The organism is Streptomyces sp. NPDC028722, from assembly GCF_040637655.1.
Taxonomy (GTDB): Bacteria; Actinomycetota; Actinomycetes; order Streptomycetales; family Streptomycetaceae; genus Streptomyces.
This window is the reverse complement of the sequence record NZ_JBEZWU010000057.1, coordinates 1-17,399: the sequence shown is the minus strand read 5'-3', so window position 1 is coordinate 17,399 and position 17,399 is coordinate 1. Positions and strand designations below refer to the sequence as shown.

Sequence of the window (17,399 nt, the reverse complement as noted above, 5' to 3'; positions counted from 1 at the left end):
CGGTCCGGAAGCAACGGCTCGATCCGCGCCCACTGCGCGTCAGTCAACGGCACACCCGAACCAACGATCAGATGATCCGAACGAAACGGCCTAGGTGGTGGTGTCGGTGCCCTCCAGCCGCAGCACGTCGAAGGCCACGTAATGGGCGGGCCACTGCTCGGCGAGCCGGACCGCGCCGGGGCCTCGCCGTTGGAGGCGGCGGCCCTGGAGCCGCTCGGAGGCGAGCCGGCCGGATTCCCATACGATCACTTCCCCAGCGAGGGCCGTCGCATCGGGGAGCTGGACCGCGCCGGAGTGCAGCTCGGGGAAGGCCGCGCCGCTCCTCGTCGGCGATCCACCCATCGAGCTGGTTCAGTGCAGCGGTCGCCTGCTGGAATACGTTCGACTCCAGTCCGAAGGTTAAGCGCGCAGGTCAGGGTGTCCCGTCCGTTCTCGCTGGTCCTTTCAGGATCTCACCGTGCTGCGCGCAGATCGCGATTGCGGCCGTACCGATGAGTTTTGTGCGGATCCGCAGTCGATACCGCCGGATCCACCGACCGAGGTGGGTCTGTGCTGGGAAGGTTCCAGCGCGGGAGGGAAGCGCATTGGAGGCAGTGATGGGCGTCGACGACTCCGAGCAGGAGCACACCATCCGAACGGGCGAGCAGGAGACGCGGGTGAGCGGTCCCGAGGTGTTGGTGGCGGGGGCGAGCATCGCGGGACCCGCGCTGGCCCACTGGTTGCGCCGGCGGGGGGCCGAGGTGACCGTGGTGGAGCGGGCTCCCGAACTGCGTCCCGGGGGGCAGGCGGTGGACGCGCGCGGGGTCGCCAAGGAGGTCATCAGGCGCATGGGGCTGGACGCGGCGGTCCGCGCGGCCTGCACCGACACCGCCGGCGCGCACACCGTGGACGCGGACGGGCAGATACTGGAGACCTTCCGTGCGTCCGACGACGGTGGCGACGGGTTCATCGCGGACATCGAGATCCTGCGCGGGGACCTGTCCCAGCTGCTCTACGACGACACTCGCGACGGCGTCGAGTACATGTTCGGCGACCGAATCGTCGAGCTCACCCAGGACGCGGACGGCGTCGACGTGGTGTTCGCGGGCGGCAACCGGCGGCGCTTCGACCTGGTGGTCGGGGCTGACGGGCTGCACTCGCCGCTGCGAGCGATGGTCTTCGGGCCGCATGAGCGATTCCTGCGCCACCTCGGGCACGTGCTGGCCTTCTACAGTGTGCCCAACGAGTTCGGACTGGACCGCTGGCTGCTTGAGTACCAGGACCAGGAGTCCGGGCGCTCCGCCCTTCTGCGACCCATCCAGGACGCCACCCGGGCGATGTCCATGTTCTATTTCGCCTCGGGCGACCTCGACGTCGATTACCGTGACGTCGCGGCCCAGAAGCGCCTGCTGCGTGAGCGGATGGCGGGCCTGGGCTGGCTGGCCCCGGACATCCTCGCGCACCTGGACAACACCCCGGACTTCTACCTCGACCAGGTCGCCCAGGTGGTGATGGACCGCTGGTCGAGCGGACGGGTGGGGCTGCTCGGGGACGCGGCGTTCAGCTCGTCGCCGATGTCCGGGCAGGGCACCGGGCTGGCACTGGTCGGCGCCTACCTGCTGGCCGGAGAGCTGGCCGCCGCCAAGTGGGAACCCGACACCGGGTTCGCCCGCTACGAGGCGCGGATGCGCTCGTTCGTCGAGGCCAACCAGGAGATCGGCCGATTGAACGCCCGCAGCCGCGACGTCCCCGGGCCAGACACCGAGCCGCGCCCCGATTTCGCCGGTGAATGGTTCACCGCACTGGTCGGGCGCGCGATCAACGGTATCGAGCTGCCCGACTACGCGGGGGCGCCGGACTCCGCAGCCCCGGCCGGATCGCCGATCACCTCGTCAGCCAAGCCGTAGCCCGGGGTCTCAGCCGGATCGCTCGCTCCGCTCGCTCATCGCCGGAGCGATCAGCGAGCGCTGGGATGTGTCGCTCAAGGCGGTCCATCGGGAGAATGCCGTCCAGGCCGCTCTCGGAGAGGATCTGTTGGACCGTCTCGTCCAGGGTGCTGGCCGCGTCGATGACGGTCTCCAGGCCGTCGGGAGCAGGTCCTGCTTTCGGTACCAGTCGCGTAGGTGACCCTCGTTGACGTGCGCAAGGTATTCGGCATCTGGTTTCGTCGCGTGCCGGAGCACCGTCTCCTCGAAGGGCACGTGGAGGCAGTCGATGTCTCCGGTCGCCTCCGCCCTCGCCTGGGCGGCCCGGAGTATCCGCTCGAACGTGCCGTCCAGGGCCCACCTGTTGCGGGGGATGAGGTTGGTGACGCCTGAGCACCTCACGCTTCGTCGTAGCGCGAGTTGGAAGACCGCGGCGCTCCTGGACATTGGCTGCAGGTATGAAGATCGGCGAAGCTTCCAGAGTCAGCGGTGTGAGTGCGAGATCGTTGCGGCACTACGAGGATGAGGGCTTGATCGTCCCTGGCCGTTTCGACAATGGGTTCCGCGACTACTGCCAGTCCACGATCGACCGGGTGCTCGCCATCCGCTCGCTGCTGGACTCCGGGCTGCCCGTGCGGTTGATCAGGGATGTCCTCCCCAGCCTCACCGACGTGTCCCATCCCGGAGCCGACGCTGTGTGCGCGGAGTTTCTGCACGAGGTACGCAGTTATCGCGATCGGCTCGCCGCCCGCATTGCCGTTCTCAGCGATCAGCAGGCAGCACTCGACGCCTACCTCCGCGAAGCCCGCCCCACTGATCTCTGACCGTCACTTGACCTTGACGCAAGTGTCAGCTTTCTACGTTCGGTGCATGGAGATCGACGAGCAGCACATTGCCGAGCAGACGGTACGGGCACTGGTCCAGCGATCGCACCTGGGACCGAAGGATCTGGCCCTCACGACCGATCATCGTCGGCCCACCCCGGGGCCCGGCGAGTATCTGATCCGCGTCGGGGCTGCAGGGGTCAACTTCGCTGACGTGATGCAGACCCATGGAACGTACGGAGGGGGCCCGCAGGCGCCGTATGTGGCGGGTTTCGAGGCCGCCGGCGAGATCGTGGGGGTCGGCCCGGACGTCGACAGCCCCCTTCAGCTCGGCACCCATGTTGTCGGAACCGGTCCGGGCGCCTTCGCGCAGTACATGACGATGCCGGCTGCGGGTGTACTGACCGTGCCGTCCGGCTGGAGCGATACCGAAGCTCTCGGTCTGGTGCTGAACTGGGCCACTGCCTTGGCAGCACTGAAGACCCTGGGCGAGATCAAGGCGGGCGAGGTGGCGCTTGTCCAGGCAGCGGCCGGGGGCGTGGGGCAGGCCGCCGTCCGCCTTGCCCGCCACTACGGTGCGCGAGTGATCGCCACAGCGTCACCCACAAAGCACGACACCGTCAAAGCACTCGGTGCCGACGAGGTCCTGGACAGTCGGCGCCCCGACCTGGCACAGGAGATTATTCGCCTGACCGGCGGGGTCGATCTGGTCCTGGAGTCGGTGGGACGGGCCACGTTCAAGACCAGCCTGTCGGTCACCAAGCCCTTCACCGGGCGCATCGTCGTGTTCGGCGCGGCATCCGGTGACGCCACCCTGACCACGCGCGATCTGGTCTTTACCCACCAGGTCCAGGTCAAGGGGCTGCACATCGGTGCGCTGGCGGTCGCTGCCCCGTCTCTCTACCAGGCGTTGCTCGTCGAGCTCGAGGCCCTCATCGCCCACGGGGTATATCCGCCCGGCACCCCCCAGGTTCACCCCCTGGCCGAGGGGGCCAAGGTGCTGGAGCAACTCGCAGCGGGCCAGACCCGTGGCAAGCTCGTCCTCGATCCCTGGCGTTAGGAACGCCTGTGCTTCACCGCAATGCTCGGCTGTCCCCCGAGGGGCGGCTGCGACTCGTGCAGCGTTGTCAGCACCGCCCGATCGCCCACGTGGCGGCCGAAATGGGCATCTCCCGTGCCTGCGCGTCGAAATGGGTCAACCGCTACCGACGGCACGGTGAACTCGGTCTCCTGGACCGTTCCTCAGCACCCCGACACCAGCCGACGGCGACGAGTTCTGTCGTTGTAACCAGGATCGAGGCACTCCGCCGTGCCGAGAAATGGTCCGCGTCCCGGATCGCCTTTTCGTTCCAGGCCGAGGGAATTTCGCTCAGTCGGCGCACCGTATCGCGGCATCTGCAGGCTCTCGGCCTGAACCGGCGTCGGTTCATCGATCCTAGCGGCGACACAAACCGGGAACCGCGGAAGATCATCGCTCGCCGTCCGGGACACATGGTCCACATCGACGTGAAGAAGGTCGGCCGAATCCCAGACGGCGGCGGCCGGCGAATCCACGGACGCGGAAGTCACCAGGCCAAGACTGTCGAGCGACGCAAGACAAAGGGTGCACGGAGCGGCTACATCTACCTGCACTCCGCGGTCGACGGATACAGCCGGCTCGCCTACACCGAAGCACTGCCCGATGAGAAGGCCCTTCTCTCCAGCTCAACACCGCAGCACGAGGCGAGAAGAGCCTCGCAGCATGATCGTCCGGGACTTTGCCGCCGCCTGTGCAGCCGTGGGCCGCGAGAAAGGCATGCGCGAGCATGGCCAGAGTGATGTGCCTCATCCAACCGACGCAGCGGCCGACTTCGTACTGGTCCAGGCCGCACTCGTTCTTCGCGGTCTGGAAGCAGTCCTCGATCGCCCACCGGCGCCCGGCAACGCGCACGAGCTGGTCGGCGCCGGTGCCCACCGGCGCGTATGCGAGGTAGTAGGCGATCTGATCAGGTCTGCTGATACTGCGCCGGGCCAGCGCCCAGCGGTGAGGGGTGGGCTGCTCACCGTCGAAGTCCTCGATCACCGGGAGCTGGACGGCCGCCCAGTCGTAGACGCGCGGGCCCTTGGCGCCGTCGCCGCACGAACGTTGCTCCCATGCCTCATCCGGCGCTTGGCCGAAGAGACAGTTGATCCGGCCGAAGCGGGGCCCCGGCTGGGACTTCGGGACGGCGAGCACGTAGCCGACTGCGGCTTCTTCCAGCATCCGGCGAAAGCGCCGCTCCTGGCCGTAGGCGGCATCCGCGGTCACCCAGGCGATCGGCAGCGGGGAGGCGAGTGCGCGCAGCACCATTGCCCTGGCCAGCTCTGGTTTGGTGGCGAAACCTCTCCCATCAGGAATCTTGGCGGCGCGGCAGCGTTCCCGGTCGTCCGTTCAGGACTTGGGCAGATACAGCTCGCGGTCCACCAGGGCGCGTGCGCGGGTGGTGGAGTAGGCGGCGAAGATGCCGATCTGACAGTTCTCGGTGCGGCCGGCAGTGCCGGAGTACTGGCGTTGCACCCCCGCGGAGGTGGTGCCCTTCTTGACGAAGCCAGTGTCGTCGAGGAGGAGGACTCCGTCGGCCTCACCGGGCTTGTCGGCGACGTATGTCTGCAGGTCGTCGCGGACGTCGTCGGCTTTCCAGGTAGCTCCGTTCAGCAGCCGTTGCAGGCCGTCGGGGGTGCGGTGGCCTGCGTGTTCGGCCAGTTGCCAGCCATTTTGCGGCCGACCGGGCCGAGCAGGGCGCGGACGTAGTCACGCATGCGGCGTCGCAGGTCGGCGCGGCCGAAACGGTGGCCGATACGCAGGAAGAGGTCCTCGAGTTCACGATCCCAGGTCACGTCGGCAGGTCGTCGATCACGCGGGAGGCTGCCCTTATCCCCACTCAGACTGTTCTCGATGTCATTCGTTGGAGGGGCGGTCCGGCAAGACGCCCCTGGCATTGCCAGCAGCCAACCACACTCCCGACGATGCCTCTGACGAGGCCAGACAGCGGAACGTTGCTGGAGTACCAGTACTGCAACGGTGCTTGTCGTGACTGGTGGCCAGGTCGGTCGTTGATACGTCATCGGGGCCCGGCTGGTGCAGGGCGCGGGTGCGGGTGCGATGATGCCCACCAGCCTGGCGCTGATCCGCGAGGCGTACACGAACCCCGCCCAGCGGGCGCGGGCGGTCGTCAGCGCGCAGGTTGCCATCGCGCGTGGGCCGCTGATCCCCGCGCGCAATGCCGCCCTGGGCGCAGACGGCCGAAATGGACTCTTCCCTTGACCATTGCCTTGGGCCGGGGACGAGGGTGAGGGGGGCGCGCCCTCTCCTGCCGCCCACTGCTCACAGTGAAAAGCGCCGAGGATCTGGCCGGGCGGGCGTCGGCTCAGCTCGGGCGAGCGCAGTCGTAGAGGGTGAAGCTGCCGTCGGTGCGGAGCCCGTAGGCGGTGGGCCGGACGCGCACACAGTGGGACTTCACCCAGGTGGTGGCGGAAGTGGTGGGGCGCTGGGTGGTGAGCAGCGCATAACGCAGTTGGTGGGCGGTGACGAGGCTGTCGAGCTGCCGAGCGTTCGGGAAAGGGGTACTGCCGGTGAAGCCGCCCATGACGAGGATGGGTTCGGACTTGGCGCGCAGTAGAGGCTCGGCGGTGTAGGCGGCCTGGGTGACAAGCAGGTACTTCTCGCCGTGGCGGTGCGTGGTGAGGTAGTCGAGCAGGGCGGTGTCGCGGGCGCTGGGCCGGTCGAGCCCTCTCCTCCGCGGAGCGTGACGGTGATGCTCGTTGTACGACTTGCCGACCGGACCGGCCATCGGCGAGGTGGCGGCGCCCGCGTAGAGCGGGTTGAGGCTGGAGACGGCCCAGCCGGCCGGTACGACCAGGGTGGCCGCGATGCCGGCGGCGAGGGCGGCATGGATCCTCCGTGGGGAGGTGCGCGGCCCGCGGCTCCACAGGCCCACCACGCCGCACAGCGCGAGCATCACGGCGACCGGCAGCAGCCAGGAGAGGAATCGGGTCGGCCAGTCGAGGATCAGCGCCCACGCCGCCGTCAGCGCGATCATCGTCGGCAGCGCCATGTGCCACCGGCCGGCCGCTTCGTACTCCGCCTTCTGCTCCGGCTCGTACTTCGCCTCGTACTCCGACCGGAAGAGTGCAAGCCCGCCACCGGTCAGCGCGGCGAGCGCCGGGGCGATGACGGCCGTGTAGTAGGCGTGGTTGCCGTTGGAGACGCTGAACACCAGGATGTGTACGGCCAGCCAGCCACCCCACATCAAGAACCCCGCGCGCGGACGGTCAGTTCGCGGTCGTCGGGCGCGCCGGGCGACGCCCAGGACTGCGGCGACCACAGCGAGCGGCAGCAGCCAGGCGACTTGCGGGCCGACCGTGTGGTTGATGAGCATGTCCCAGCCGGTGTTACCGGTGGTGCGGCTGGCGGCGGTGCCCGGCACGGCGCCGAACGCGGTGGGATCGCTGCTGAAACGGCTCAAGCCGTTGTAGCCGAAGACCAGGGCGAACGGATCGTTGTCGGAGGTTCCGTCGAAGTACGGGCGGTCGGTTGCCGGTGTCAGCCAGGCGATCAGCATCCAGGAGCAGGAGACCGCCAGCGTGACCGCACCGCCCAGCAGGACGCGCACGGCCCGCCTGGACGCCGTGCCGGGCGCGACGAGTTGGTACACGGCGGCGAAGACCGGCAGCACCAGCCACGCCTGCAGCATCTTCGCCTGGAAGGCGAGGCCGACCCAGACCCCGCTGGTGATCAGCGGCAGCAGCCGCTCGGTGCGCACCGCCTTCTGCAACGCTCCGGCGGCCGCCACCAGGAGCAGAGTGAGCGCGGTGTCCGGGATGGTGGCACGGTTGAGCGCCACGGTGACCGGGGTGAGGGTGAGCGTCAGCGCGGCAGTCAGTGCGGCGAACGGACCGGCCCAGGCCCGTACGATCCGGTGCAACAGCCATACGGTGAGGACGCCCTCGACGACCTGCGGAAGCGCGGCCGCCCAGGTGTGCGGGCCGAAGATCCAGACGGAGACGGCGTCGGGCCAGAAGGCGCCGGGCAGCTTGTCGATGCTGATCGAACCAGCGGCGTCGAGCCCACCGAAGAAGAACGCACGCGGGCTGCTGGCCATCGAGCGTATCGCCGCACCGTAAAAGGGGTGGAGCGCGGCGTGCCCGATGCCCCAGGAGTACAGCACCGTGGCGACGGCCAGCACCGCGGCGAGCGCCGGGCGCTCCCAGCGCGGGCCGTCCTCCGCGAGGCCGGAGCGGCGGTTCGCCGCCCGACGGCCTTGCTGCGCTCCGGTGGGCTGGGCGGCGGGGATGGCGGTCATGGCAGTGGTCCTCGGTCAGCAGGTCAGGTGAAGCGGCGGTGCACACGCGGCGGAGTCACCGCGGCGACATCGAACGAACGCGCCGGTGTCACAGGCGGCGGGCCGCCCGGAAGCCGCGGGCGTAGAAGTCGGTGCCGTCCAGCAGCGAGCGGCCCGACAGGTCACCCAGAGTCGGGCCGTTGGCGGCGGAGCGACTGGAGTAGAAGCGGTGCCGGCCCTGGTCGTCGAGGCCCATGTACATGCCGCAGTGGTCGATGAAGTCCGGCCGGTCCTTGATGATGGCGAAGAAGACCAGGTCGCCGGGTTGCAGGACGCCCAGGTCGGTGGCCTGCTGCCGGCCGGTGTGGGGGATCACCAAGTGGCCGGGGCCGTAGGCGGCGATAGCGAAGGCGCGGCGCGGCAGACCGGCGCCCCGGGTGTTGGTGTTGTGCAGGGGGATGCCCATGCGGTAGCCCCACACCAGACGCTGGAAGCCGGAGCAGTCGACATCGCCGTAGCGGGCCTTCTCCGGCTGCACACGCGTGCCGTCCGGGAAGGTCCAGTCCGTGCCCAGATAGTCGTAGAAGTCGGACTGCTCGTCGTGGAAGGCGAAGTCCAGCGGGTTGTCGACCTCGGCATTGCGCGGGCCGAAGTGCGCGGTGCCCGCGTAGCGCACGCCGTCAGCGTTGTGCTTGGCGGGCGCCCCGGCGCTGCTGTACTGGAACGCCACGGCGAAGACGTCCGGGCTGCTGTCGACGAGTGTCTTGCGGAACCAGCCCTTGAACCAGGCGGACGTCTCCATGCCCCGCTGCCACGCGTGCGGCAGCACCCGCACCCAGGCGTCGGTGGTCACCTTGGCCTCGGTGGTGCGCGGCTCGCTGAAGGTGCGGCTGGGCCCGGTGAGTACGGCCGTACGGGCGCCGTCGGTGAAAGTGGCGAGCGTGCCGCCGTCGCCGGCGCGGACCACGGTGCGGCCGGGGGCGGACAGCCGCTCGAAGGTGTGGGGCCCGGTGGACCGGGCGCTCGGGCCGGAGTTCGCGCCTGCCGTACCGGTGCTGTCGTGCCGGAGGCGGTCCCAGGCATACCCGCCCGCGGCCCCGGCGGCCGCCACGCCCGCGATCGTCCGGAACACGGCGCGGCGAGTCGGGCCGGTTCGTCTGCCGTCAGGTACGGAATGCATGGCCGATCCTCCTGGACTGTGAGGTGAGGGGGGCGAGCGGGTCAGCCGGTGGGCAGGGCCCCGGTCAGCAGACCGGCGACGAGCACCACGTAAGTGGCCAGGGTCACCGCTGTGGTCGAGATGACCGTGGCCGCCAGCGGCTGACGGGCCATCTGGTACGAGACCAGGCCGGGGACGATGAAGCCAAGGGTCTGTGACGTGTACAGCAGCGGAAACTCGTGGCTGAGGGTGAGCATCACGGTGGTCTGCATCAGCACCGCGCACAGTACGACGGCGGCGAACAGCCGCTTGCCGTAGAGGATCACCGTGCGCTGCACCAGCTTCATCAGCAAGTACGTTCCCGCTGCCACGACGACCATCAGCCCGGCCATCCGCACGTCGGTGACGAGTGTGAGGGCGATCCAGCCCGGGGTGATCATCCCCCCGGGGGAGAGGTTGGTGGTCAGATAGCAGACGAGCGAGAAGACCAGCCCGAGGGCGATCCCGAGCGCGGCGGTCTGTGCGTTGAGATTGGCGGGGATCACGGGTTCCTCGTGAACTGGGAGACATCGTAGGACTGTTGCGGGTTGTCCGCGGCGCTCTGGTCGTCGGGCCGGTCCTGGCGACCGGCGAACCGGCGGGTGAGTTCGCGCTGCTCAGGGATGCGGAAGGCGAACGTCGGTGTCTCCAGCGGGGCCACCCAGCTGTACGGCTCCGGCTCGGGTGGTCGGGCCACCGAGACCCGCGGCCGGGGTAGGGCGATCTGCATGGTCTCCTGGTCCAGACCGTCGCCGTCGGGAACAGCGTCGAACGGGACCTCGGAGTCGTCCAGCGGCAGTTCGGCGAGGCACTCCAGGAACAGCTCGCCCTGGCCGTGGATGTTGCCGATCGCCACCAGTGAGGAGTCCGGGCCGAGTTCCGCGAGGATCGCCGCGGTCACTTCCCGGGGGTCCCGGCGGTCGCCGCCGAGGTCCACCACCCGCCCGGTGAAGCCGTCCGGGATCGCGTCACGGGCGCTCTTGGTCGGGTGGCCGATCAGAAACACCGTCTCGGCGGCGAGGTCGGGGACGATCGTGCCCATCTGGCCGTTGCGCTCCACCCGGTCCGGGCGACAGTTGATGACCACGCCGATCGGCCGTCTGATCGCGCCCAGATCCTCCAGCTGCTTGACGTTCATCAGCGTCGACTCGGGGTCGTTGGCCGCGAAGACGTTGGCGAACCGCAGCCGCTTGCGATCGTGGGTGACGTAGCGCTCCACGGACAGCACGCCCGGATCGGGCGGCGCGTCCCACATGCCCTGCATCGCGGTCTGCCGCTCCACGCCGAGCAGTTCGGCGACGGCGAGCGCGATCGCCACGTTCTCCTTGAAGGTGAACCAGCTGAAGCCGCGCAGTTCGGCGTCGGTCACCGACTCCGGATCGACCGCGATCAGCCGGCAGTTCCGCTTGTCGGCCTCCTCCTGGAGGATGTGCAGCCGGTCCTTCTCCGCCGTCACACACACCCCGCCCACTGGCATCGAGCGGGAGAGCGAGCGGGCGACGTCGTCCAGCGTCGGCCCCATCTCCTCCAGATGGTCCTCGCGGACGTTGCACAGCACGCCGATCGTGGAACGGATCAGTTTCTCCTGGTTGATCTCCTGCAACGCGGGCATCACCGCCATGCATTCGATCACCAGGGCGTCCGGCCGGTAGGCCGCCGCCCGCCGTACGATGCCGATCTGCTCGACTATGTTGGAGATGCCGAACTTGCGGTACACCGGCTCCTCGGTGGCGTCCGGATGGATGAACCGGGCCGCGGTGCCGGTGGTCTTGGACACCGTGATCAGGCCACCGCCGCGCAGCGCGCCCGCGCACAGCCGGGTGATCGAACTCTTGCCCCGGATGCCGTTGACCAGCACCCGCGTGGGTATCTGCTCCAGCGAGGCGAAGTGCCGCCGCTGCTCGAGGATTCCGGCGATCCACAGAGCGGCGCAGCACAGCAGGACGACGACATAGAGGAAGAGCACGCCGGTTTCCATCTTTCTACCGCTGGAGGGTGTTCTCACGCAGGGGCTGGGAAGGCCCGGCGGCCTGGCCGGATCTGGCCGTCCGGTCGCGTTCCGCCAGGACCTGGCGCACCAGCTCCAGGCTGCGGGTGACCGAGCCGATCTCGTCGTGGTTGACCGGGTGCAGCACGGTGCGGCGGTCTCCGCCGGCGAGCCGTTCGGCGAGCACGGCGACCGCGCGCAGCGGTCGGACCACCACGACATGCAGCCAGCCCAGGCCGGCCGCGCCCACCGCGAGGCCCAGGATGCCCGCGAGCATGGTGCGCTGCTCGGCCTGCACCGCGGGGATCTGGAGCGCCGCCGCGGGCTCAGCGGTCACCACGTGCCAGCCGAGGCGGGCCGTCGGGCCATTCTGCGCCAGCGGCGCGGCGGCGTCGACCGATGGGCCGGAGGACGTGCTGTGCACCGCCGAGGTCGCGGTGCCCGTCGTCCCCGGGGCACCCTGGGTGGCGCGGGCGAGACGGGTCAGGCCGGACTCGGGCAGCGATTGGAAGGCGCGGTAGCCCACGCTCGCCGCCAGCACCTTGTCGTTGCGGTCCGTCACCCAGACGCTGCCCAGCTTGGGCCTGGGCAGTATGGAGTTGAGCGCCTTCACGTCGACCTCGCCGAACAGCACCACCCCGGCCGCCGGGGCCTTGCCCTTGCCGGCCCGGACCTGCGCGTAGGCGGCGATCGCCGGTATCGGGCCCGAGGCGTTGACGGTGGTGATGCCGCCGCCGTCGGGCACGTGGACCAGGGTGCGCAGCGGTGTGCCGCCCACCCTCAGCGTGATGCCGCCCGAGCGGTCCAGGAGATACAGCGAGCGGTACTGCTTGTGGTCGGCGAGGGACTTGCGCAGAACCTCGGTCTGGGCGTCCCGGCTCCGGCCCGGCAGGCTCGCGGCCGTCTCGCTCAGGTCGGTGTACGACCGGTCGAGAGACTGCCGGATCCGGTTCGTCGCGATCTCGGTGCGCGCCTGCTGGTCGGCGAGGACCGGAGCCGGAACTGCGGTCGCGGCGTCCGCCCGGTTCAGCACGAAGATCATCGGCACCGACCAGCAGGCCACCAGAACCATGCCGGTCACGGCCAGCGCCCGGTAACCCGGCCCGCGCCGGGCCGGGAACTCCCGCGGGCCGCTCTCGCCGAGCAGTTGACCGCGCAGTGAATCCAGGGCCCGCCCGATCCGCGCCATTTCCCCCAAGCCAGGGACCGGAACCGGCCGGGACCACTCCGCCGGCGCGGCCGGCCCGTCCCCGGTCGCGCCCCGGGCCAGACGGCCGGCGGACAGGTACAGCCGCAGCAGTGGCTGTTGCAGGGAGAAGTACAGCGTCGAACCGAGCAGCAGCGCGACCACGGCCAGCGCCCCGGCCGCCTCGAGAGCGAAGCCCGAGTAGTCGGCGGCGGTGGTCGTGGTGGACGCCGCGCGGTAGGTGAGCACCAGCAGACCGAGATCGTCGGTTTCGCCCGGACCGGTCGCCGAGGCGACCTGGGCCCAGCCGGCCACGGTGCGCCGGCTGCCGGTGGCGGCACCCAGCAGGCTTCCCGAGGCGTCGGTGTCGCTCCCCGACCTGTGCGCCGCGCGCGCCGCCGCCGCGGGCAGACCGCTGCGGGCGGCGGCCGGAGAGGCCGTGCCACGGACCGCGGTGGCGAGCGACTTGCCGCTCGCGTCCAGCACCTCGGCGGTGCGCCCGTCGCCGTACGCCGTGAGGGCGGGGAGCGGCTCGCAGACCACCAGCAGCCACTGCCGGCCGGGCCGGCTCGGGGCCTCGTACTGGTCCTGGTCGGGTTCGTCCTGCTGCGCGGAGAGGGTGACCTTGGCGAAGTACAGCAGTTGCCGTGTGCCGCCCGACATCACCAGCCGGGGCGGGATCTCCCGGTGCCCGGACACCGTCCTGGCGACGTCCACCCCGGCCAGCGGCACGGCCCTGCCGTCGGTCGCCAGCAGTTTCCCGGTGTACGCGTCGAGCAGCGCACGGCCGAGAACCCCCTTCTTGGCAGAGCTCAGCGCTTTGAGCGCGGTGGTGGGGGACGAGGTGCTGGTCGCCGCGTACGCGTCGGCCGTACGGCGTACCCTGCCCGCCTCGGCGTCGATCGCGGTGCGCAGAGACAGCGCGGTGTCCGCGGCGATCTGCTGCTCCCCGTTCAGCACGGCCTGCGGGGTGCCCCCGGTGGGGATGCCTTCGAGGCCGATCACGGTCAGGGCAGCGACCACCAGCAGGAGTACGACGATCGAGGCTATCGGCGGGCGCACCCCGCCGAGCATCGGCATGTCGGCGCGGCGGCGGGTGCGGTGGCGGCGCGGCGCTCGAGGTGCGGAGGACAGGGCAGCGGGTCCTTCCTCAGTCGGCGCTGAGCGCCAAAATGTTCGACTATGCAAACATCCTAGCCCCCTGTGATCACATCCCCATCACATTCGCGCCCCAAGTGGCGTACATGACAGGGCCCGCTGCGCGGCGGCGGCCCGTGCGGGACCGCCGCCCCCATGCGCCGAAGGGCGGACCCGCGAACAGGCCCGGCCCTTCGGACGTCTGGTCAGCGGACGAAAGAAATCTCCGGGTACGTGTCGGCGGGTCCGTCGAGCAGGGTGCTGTGCTTGTGGCGCAGCTCCTGGTCGAAGAAGGCCGCGAGGTAGACGCGCTGGACCTGGACCGCCCGGTTCGGGTCGATCGTGCCGTACTGCTGCTGGACCTGAGTCCGGGAGAGCCCGAGCAGGCCGGCCCACTGCGGCACCATCCACTCGCTGTCGCTGAACGACAGGTGCGCCGCGCCCTTCAGCTTGATGTCGACCCGGTATCCCTTCAGGTGCGACCACAGCGTGCGCCACGAGCTGTCGTTGTTCCGGTTGTGGCTGCCGGAGCTGAAGAGCATGAACGGGCGGTCCAAGTCCTTGCTCGGCGCTGTCCCGAAGAACTGGCCGTCCAGGTTGGCACCGGCATCGATCCGCTTGTCGAGCTGCATGGCGGTGTCGACCGCCGCGCCGCCCAGCGACCAGCCGAACATCCCGACACGGGAGGTGTCCACCGACTTCGACAGCCCCGAGGGGAGCGTCGCGTGGCCGGCGTCGGGGTTGCCGCCGCTGCTGATCTTGCCGAGGGCGTTGATGACGAACTTGATGTCGGCCGCACGCACCTTGAGCGTGTCGGAGGAGTGGGCACCCGACGGCATTCTGTTGAGCTCGAGCCGCTGGGCGGGGAACTGCACCTCGTTGGCGTCGTGGGTGTGGTCGACGGTGACGACGAGGTAGCCGCGGCTGGCGAGATCTTGGGCGAGCGCGGTGCCCATCGCGCGGTCCGAGTGCAGCCCGGTCGAGTACAGCAGGACGGGCAGCTTGCCGAGGCTGGTCTTCACCGGGGCGAGGACATGGCCCGCGGTGGTCGGCAGGGTCACCTGCTGCGGCGACAGCCCGCGCGAGGCGAGGAAGTGAGCGCCGGAGATCGACGGCATCCACGGCGCCTGATAGTGCCCGGACGTGGCGGTGGCCGGGTACCAGAGCGACACCATCAGCTCGCGAGGCTTGTCGCCGGGCACGTAGGGATCTGTACGGGACTTGTCGACGAGGTGCAGGCCGACCATGCCCACGCTGTTCTGCCCGGTCGGCGCGGGCATGGTGAGCTGCAAGCCGGACGGGGCCGTGCGGGCGGACGTGAGCGCCTCGGGGTGTACGGGCTTGTGGTGCAGCGGCGCCTCGTCGTTCTCGGGCGCCCAGGGCGTGATCCGGTCGGGCTGGTCGGCTGCGAACCCGGGGGCCGAAGGCTTGTCGGACGTCTTTTCCGCGGCCATCGCCGGCGTGGTCCCCATAGCCAGCGCGACGGCCAGCACTCCCGCCGGACCGACCGCTCTGGCGATCACTCTGCGACGGTGGCGCGGGCGGCGGTGTTTCATTGAACCCCCTTGTAGGTCAGCGATTGCGGAACGCGCGATCGACTGCCGCACACCGTACCGCCGCGGCGGCGGACGGATTCGTCCGCCCGGGGATGCCGACGGTGTGCGAGACCGGCCTCGACCGGCGGGAGGAGCCCGTGCCGCAGGAGCGGCACCTGTCCGACGGACCGGATGACTTCCTGCTCACGGCCGTGGTGGGCGGAGCGCCGGAAAAGTCGGGGAGTACGCGTTCCAGGCGCTCGCCGACCAGATGCGCGGGGTGGGGGCGCGGTGGTCCGCGCGGCGCCTGCACCCACACGATGTACGGATCGACGTACAGGACGACACCGCTGACGGGGCGCGGCCCGCCGGGCGGGCGAGCGCGGCGGGGCGCCGGGCACCGCGCAGCCGGAACCCGGGAGCGGTCCGACGTCCGCGGACGGGACGCCGGCGACAGACCGGACAGGTCGTCGGCCTGGGCCGGGGCGGCGTCCGGGGTGGTCAGCCGTACATCGCCACGCGGTAGAGAGCCGCGAGCGCGTCGTCGATGGGATGGGGTTGCGGGTTACCGGAGGAGTCGAGCCTATTCCACCTCTGCAGGTTCACCGCGACCGCCATCTGCCGCTTGCCGTCGGCACGGGTCATGGCCAGCGCCCCACCACCCCAGACCGTGCCGCCATGCCCCCAGAAGACGCCCTGACCGGGCCCCTCCATCGAGTGCAGACCGAGGCCGTAGTCGATCGTCCTTCCCTCTTGGGACATGACCGGGCCAGTGCGTTGCATCTGCGCCAGCGACGACGGGTCGACGATCTCCCCGGCCAGCAGCATGCCGTAGAAGCGGTTGAGGTCCGTGACGGTCGATATCAGCGAGGCGGCCGGGCCTACCCATGACATGTCGTAGACGCTGTAGTCGCGCGGCGGGTCGATCATGCCGAACTACGCCTCGTAGAGCTGCGAGTGGGGGAAGCCCGGGTTGACGAAGAACTGGAGTTTCTGGCCGACCGAGAACCGGACACGGCCGCCGATGACGTAGTCGGTCAGCGTGACGGTCCTGGCGGCCGACCCGGAGGCACCCAGCGCGATGGAGTAGGCGGAGATGGGGGTCACCGGGGGCGACGGGCTGGGCGGCCGGTTCAGGGCGCCGTTCGCCGAGACCAAGACCGGCCAGCCGCTGCTGTCGATGCCGGATATATAGGCGTAGACGGTGCCCTGGCCGGAGTTGTTGGCGAGTCTCACGGGGAGCGAGACTCCCGCTGCCGCCGCGGTGGGGACCAGCGGCGAGACCGGCCAAGCGCAGCTGCGACGGTGGCGGCAAACGTCGGGAAACGACAGGGACCGTCCCCGAAAGGGTGATAGTCCGTCAACAGAAGGACGGCTGGGTTACGGAGCCAACTACGGCTAAGAAAGGCACATCCGCAGGCACCCTCGACAGGCATCCCGGCCTTCGACTCCGCGGGGACGCTGATCACCTGACGGTCTTTCTCGCGATCGTCAGATCCGCCGTCCGTCTCCGGACTCCCTTCACGGCAAAGAACGGGGTGGACCTGACCTCCGTCCGTCACCCCCACCGAAACGGAGAGCGGATCGCATGGTGAATACCCAAGCCTCCAGCACCCCCCGTCCCGGCCGTCGCCAGCTTCTGCGCTGGAGCGGTGTACTGACCGCCGCCACGGTCACCGGCGGGCTATCCACGACGGGCACCGCGCGTGCCGCCCAGCCTCCTGCCGTTCAGTCACTCGCTGCTTCCACCTTCAGTCCTCTGCGCCCGCCGGCCGTGCCGCTGGCCGTGCGCTCGCCCTATCTCTCCACGTGGGTGCCCGCCGACAACCTGGCCGGGACCTGGGCCACCTTTTGGACCGGGCACGTCACCGCTCTGTGCGGTCTGGCCAGGATCGACGGCGCAGCCTACGTCTTCGCCGGATCACCCGCACTGCCCGGCGATCCCGCCCTGACTACGATGCAGCAGCTCTCGCTCCAGCTCACCGCTACCCGCTCGATCTACACCCTCAGCGGCGGCGGAGTGACCCTCACCGTCACCTTCTTCTCCCCGGTGGATCTGGGGAATCTCCAGCGCCAGTCGGTGCCGCTCAGCTACATCACCGTGCAAGCTGCAAGCAACGACGGGCGGCCTCACAGCGTCGACGTCCATGTCGATGTCTCCGGCGAGTGGGCACACGGCAACATCAATACTCCGATCACCTGGGCGCAGCAGCAGTCCGGCCAAATGACCGTTCTTACTGATCGTTTCAGAATGAAGTTCGTTGTGGGGCTTGGCGGTTGTGTGTTGGGTCGGCAGGATCTGGTGGGTGTCTGCTGATCTTGTCCCTG

Annotated in this window: 12 protein-coding genes and 5 pseudogenes; 6 read left to right on the top strand and 11 right to left on the bottom strand. The window is 69.7% G+C overall.

The window, feature by feature from the left end; all coding sequences use genetic code 11:
* Nucleotides 1–90: 90 nt before the first annotated feature.
* Nucleotides 91–249 (bottom strand): hypothetical protein, encoded by a 159-nt coding sequence (locus tag AB0F03_RS36785; RefSeq protein WP_362000590.1) that lies wholly within the window; start codon nucleotides 247–249, stop codon nucleotides 91–93.
* Nucleotides 250–596: 347 nt separating this feature from the next.
* Here AB0F03_RS36785 and AB0F03_RS36780 point away from each other — a divergent pair, with 347 nt between their 5' ends.
* Complete coding sequence (locus tag AB0F03_RS36780; protein WP_362000588.1) at nucleotides 597–1,886, top strand: FAD-dependent monooxygenase; 1,290 nt, start codon at nucleotides 597–599, stop codon at nucleotides 1,884–1,886.
* A gap of 79 nt (nucleotides 1,887–1,965) precedes the next feature.
* Here AB0F03_RS36780 and AB0F03_RS36775 read toward each other — a convergent pair.
* Nucleotides 1,966–2,186, bottom strand: a pseudogene (locus AB0F03_RS36775) (kinase); the annotation flags it as partial.
* Between the two features lie 176 nt (nucleotides 2,187–2,362).
* Here AB0F03_RS36775 and AB0F03_RS36770 point away from each other — a divergent pair.
* From AB0F03_RS36770 to AB0F03_RS36760, 3 genes and pseudogenes are all read left to right on the top strand, one after another.
* The gene (locus AB0F03_RS36770) at nucleotides 2,363–2,728 is read left to right on the top strand and encodes a MerR family transcriptional regulator (RefSeq protein ID WP_362000585.1); all 366 of its coding nucleotides are present in this window, start codon (nucleotides 2,363–2,365) and stop codon (nucleotides 2,726–2,728) included.
* 46 nt (nucleotides 2,729–2,774) lie between these two features.
* Entirely contained in the window at nucleotides 2,775–3,788 is a 1,014-nt protein-coding gene (locus AB0F03_RS36765) for an NADPH:quinone oxidoreductase family protein (protein ID WP_362000582.1), read from the top strand.
* Nucleotides 3,789–3,796: 8 nt separating this feature from the next.
* Nucleotides 3,797–4,420, top strand: a pseudogene (locus tag AB0F03_RS36760) (leucine zipper domain-containing protein); the annotation flags it as partial.
* A gap of 94 nt (nucleotides 4,421–4,514) precedes the next feature.
* Here the strand turns inward: AB0F03_RS36760 and AB0F03_RS36755 are convergent.
* A pseudogene (locus AB0F03_RS36755) lies at nucleotides 4,515–5,584 on the bottom strand (IS701 family transposase); the annotation flags it as partial.
* Between the two features lie 265 nt (nucleotides 5,585–5,849).
* Here AB0F03_RS36755 and AB0F03_RS36750 point away from each other — a divergent pair.
* The gene (locus AB0F03_RS36750) at nucleotides 5,850–6,011 is read left to right on the top strand and encodes a hypothetical protein (protein WP_362000580.1); all 162 of its coding nucleotides are present in this window, start codon (nucleotides 5,850–5,852) and stop codon (nucleotides 6,009–6,011) included.
* Nucleotides 6,012–6,114: 103 nt separating this feature from the next.
* On the opposite strand, the gene AB0F03_RS36745 is transcribed toward AB0F03_RS36750, so the two are convergent.
* The 8 genes and pseudogenes from AB0F03_RS36745 to AB0F03_RS36710 all read right to left on the bottom strand — a co-directional run.
* Nucleotides 6,115–8,049, bottom strand: coding sequence for a glycosyltransferase family 39 protein (locus AB0F03_RS36745; RefSeq protein WP_362000577.1), 1,935 nt, complete (start codon nucleotides 8,047–8,049; stop codon nucleotides 6,115–6,117).
* Nucleotides 8,050–8,137: 88 nt separating this feature from the next.
* Nucleotides 8,138–9,208, bottom strand: coding sequence for an NlpC/P60 family protein (locus tag AB0F03_RS36740; protein WP_362000574.1), 1,071 nt, complete (start codon nucleotides 9,206–9,208; stop codon nucleotides 8,138–8,140).
* Nucleotides 9,209–9,249: 41 nt separating this feature from the next.
* Nucleotides 9,250–9,732, bottom strand: a complete 483-nt coding sequence (locus AB0F03_RS36735) for a poly-gamma-glutamate biosynthesis protein PgsC/CapC (RefSeq protein ID WP_362000571.1) — start codon at nucleotides 9,730–9,732, stop codon at nucleotides 9,250–9,252.
* A complete protein-coding gene (pgsB, locus tag AB0F03_RS36730; RefSeq protein ID WP_362000568.1) occupies nucleotides 9,729–11,192 on the bottom strand; it encodes a poly-gamma-glutamate synthase PgsB in 1,464 nt (487 codons plus the stop codon). The genes AB0F03_RS36735 and pgsB overlap by 4 nt, the downstream gene beginning before the upstream one ends.
* Before the next feature lie 16 nt (nucleotides 11,193–11,208).
* Nucleotides 11,209–13,461 (bottom strand): HAMP domain-containing protein, encoded by a 2,253-nt coding sequence (locus AB0F03_RS36725; protein WP_362000565.1) that lies wholly within the window; start codon nucleotides 13,459–13,461, stop codon nucleotides 11,209–11,211.
* Nucleotides 13,462–13,742: 281 nt separating this feature from the next.
* Nucleotides 13,743–15,059 carry a hydrolase gene (locus tag AB0F03_RS36720; RefSeq protein WP_362000564.1) on the bottom strand — a complete coding sequence of 439 codons (1,317 nt, stop codon included), beginning with the start codon at nucleotides 15,057–15,059 and terminating at the stop codon, nucleotides 13,743–13,745.
* A 513-nt stretch (nucleotides 15,060–15,572) separates the two neighbouring features.
* Nucleotides 15,573–16,034: pseudogene (locus AB0F03_RS36715) on the bottom strand (serine hydrolase); the annotation flags it as partial.
* 18 nt (nucleotides 16,035–16,052) lie between these two features.
* Nucleotides 16,053–16,307, bottom strand: a pseudogene (locus AB0F03_RS36710) (beta-1,3-glucanase family protein); the annotation flags it as partial.
* Nucleotides 16,308–16,659: 352 nt separating this feature from the next.
* On the opposite strand from AB0F03_RS36710, the gene AB0F03_RS36705 reads away from it, so the two are divergent.
* The gene (locus AB0F03_RS36705; protein ID WP_362000562.1) at nucleotides 16,660–17,388 is read left to right on the top strand and encodes a DUF5127 domain-containing protein; all 729 of its coding nucleotides are present in this window, start codon (nucleotides 16,660–16,662) and stop codon (nucleotides 17,386–17,388) included.
* The last annotated feature ends 11 nt before the right edge of the window (nucleotides 17,389–17,399 follow it).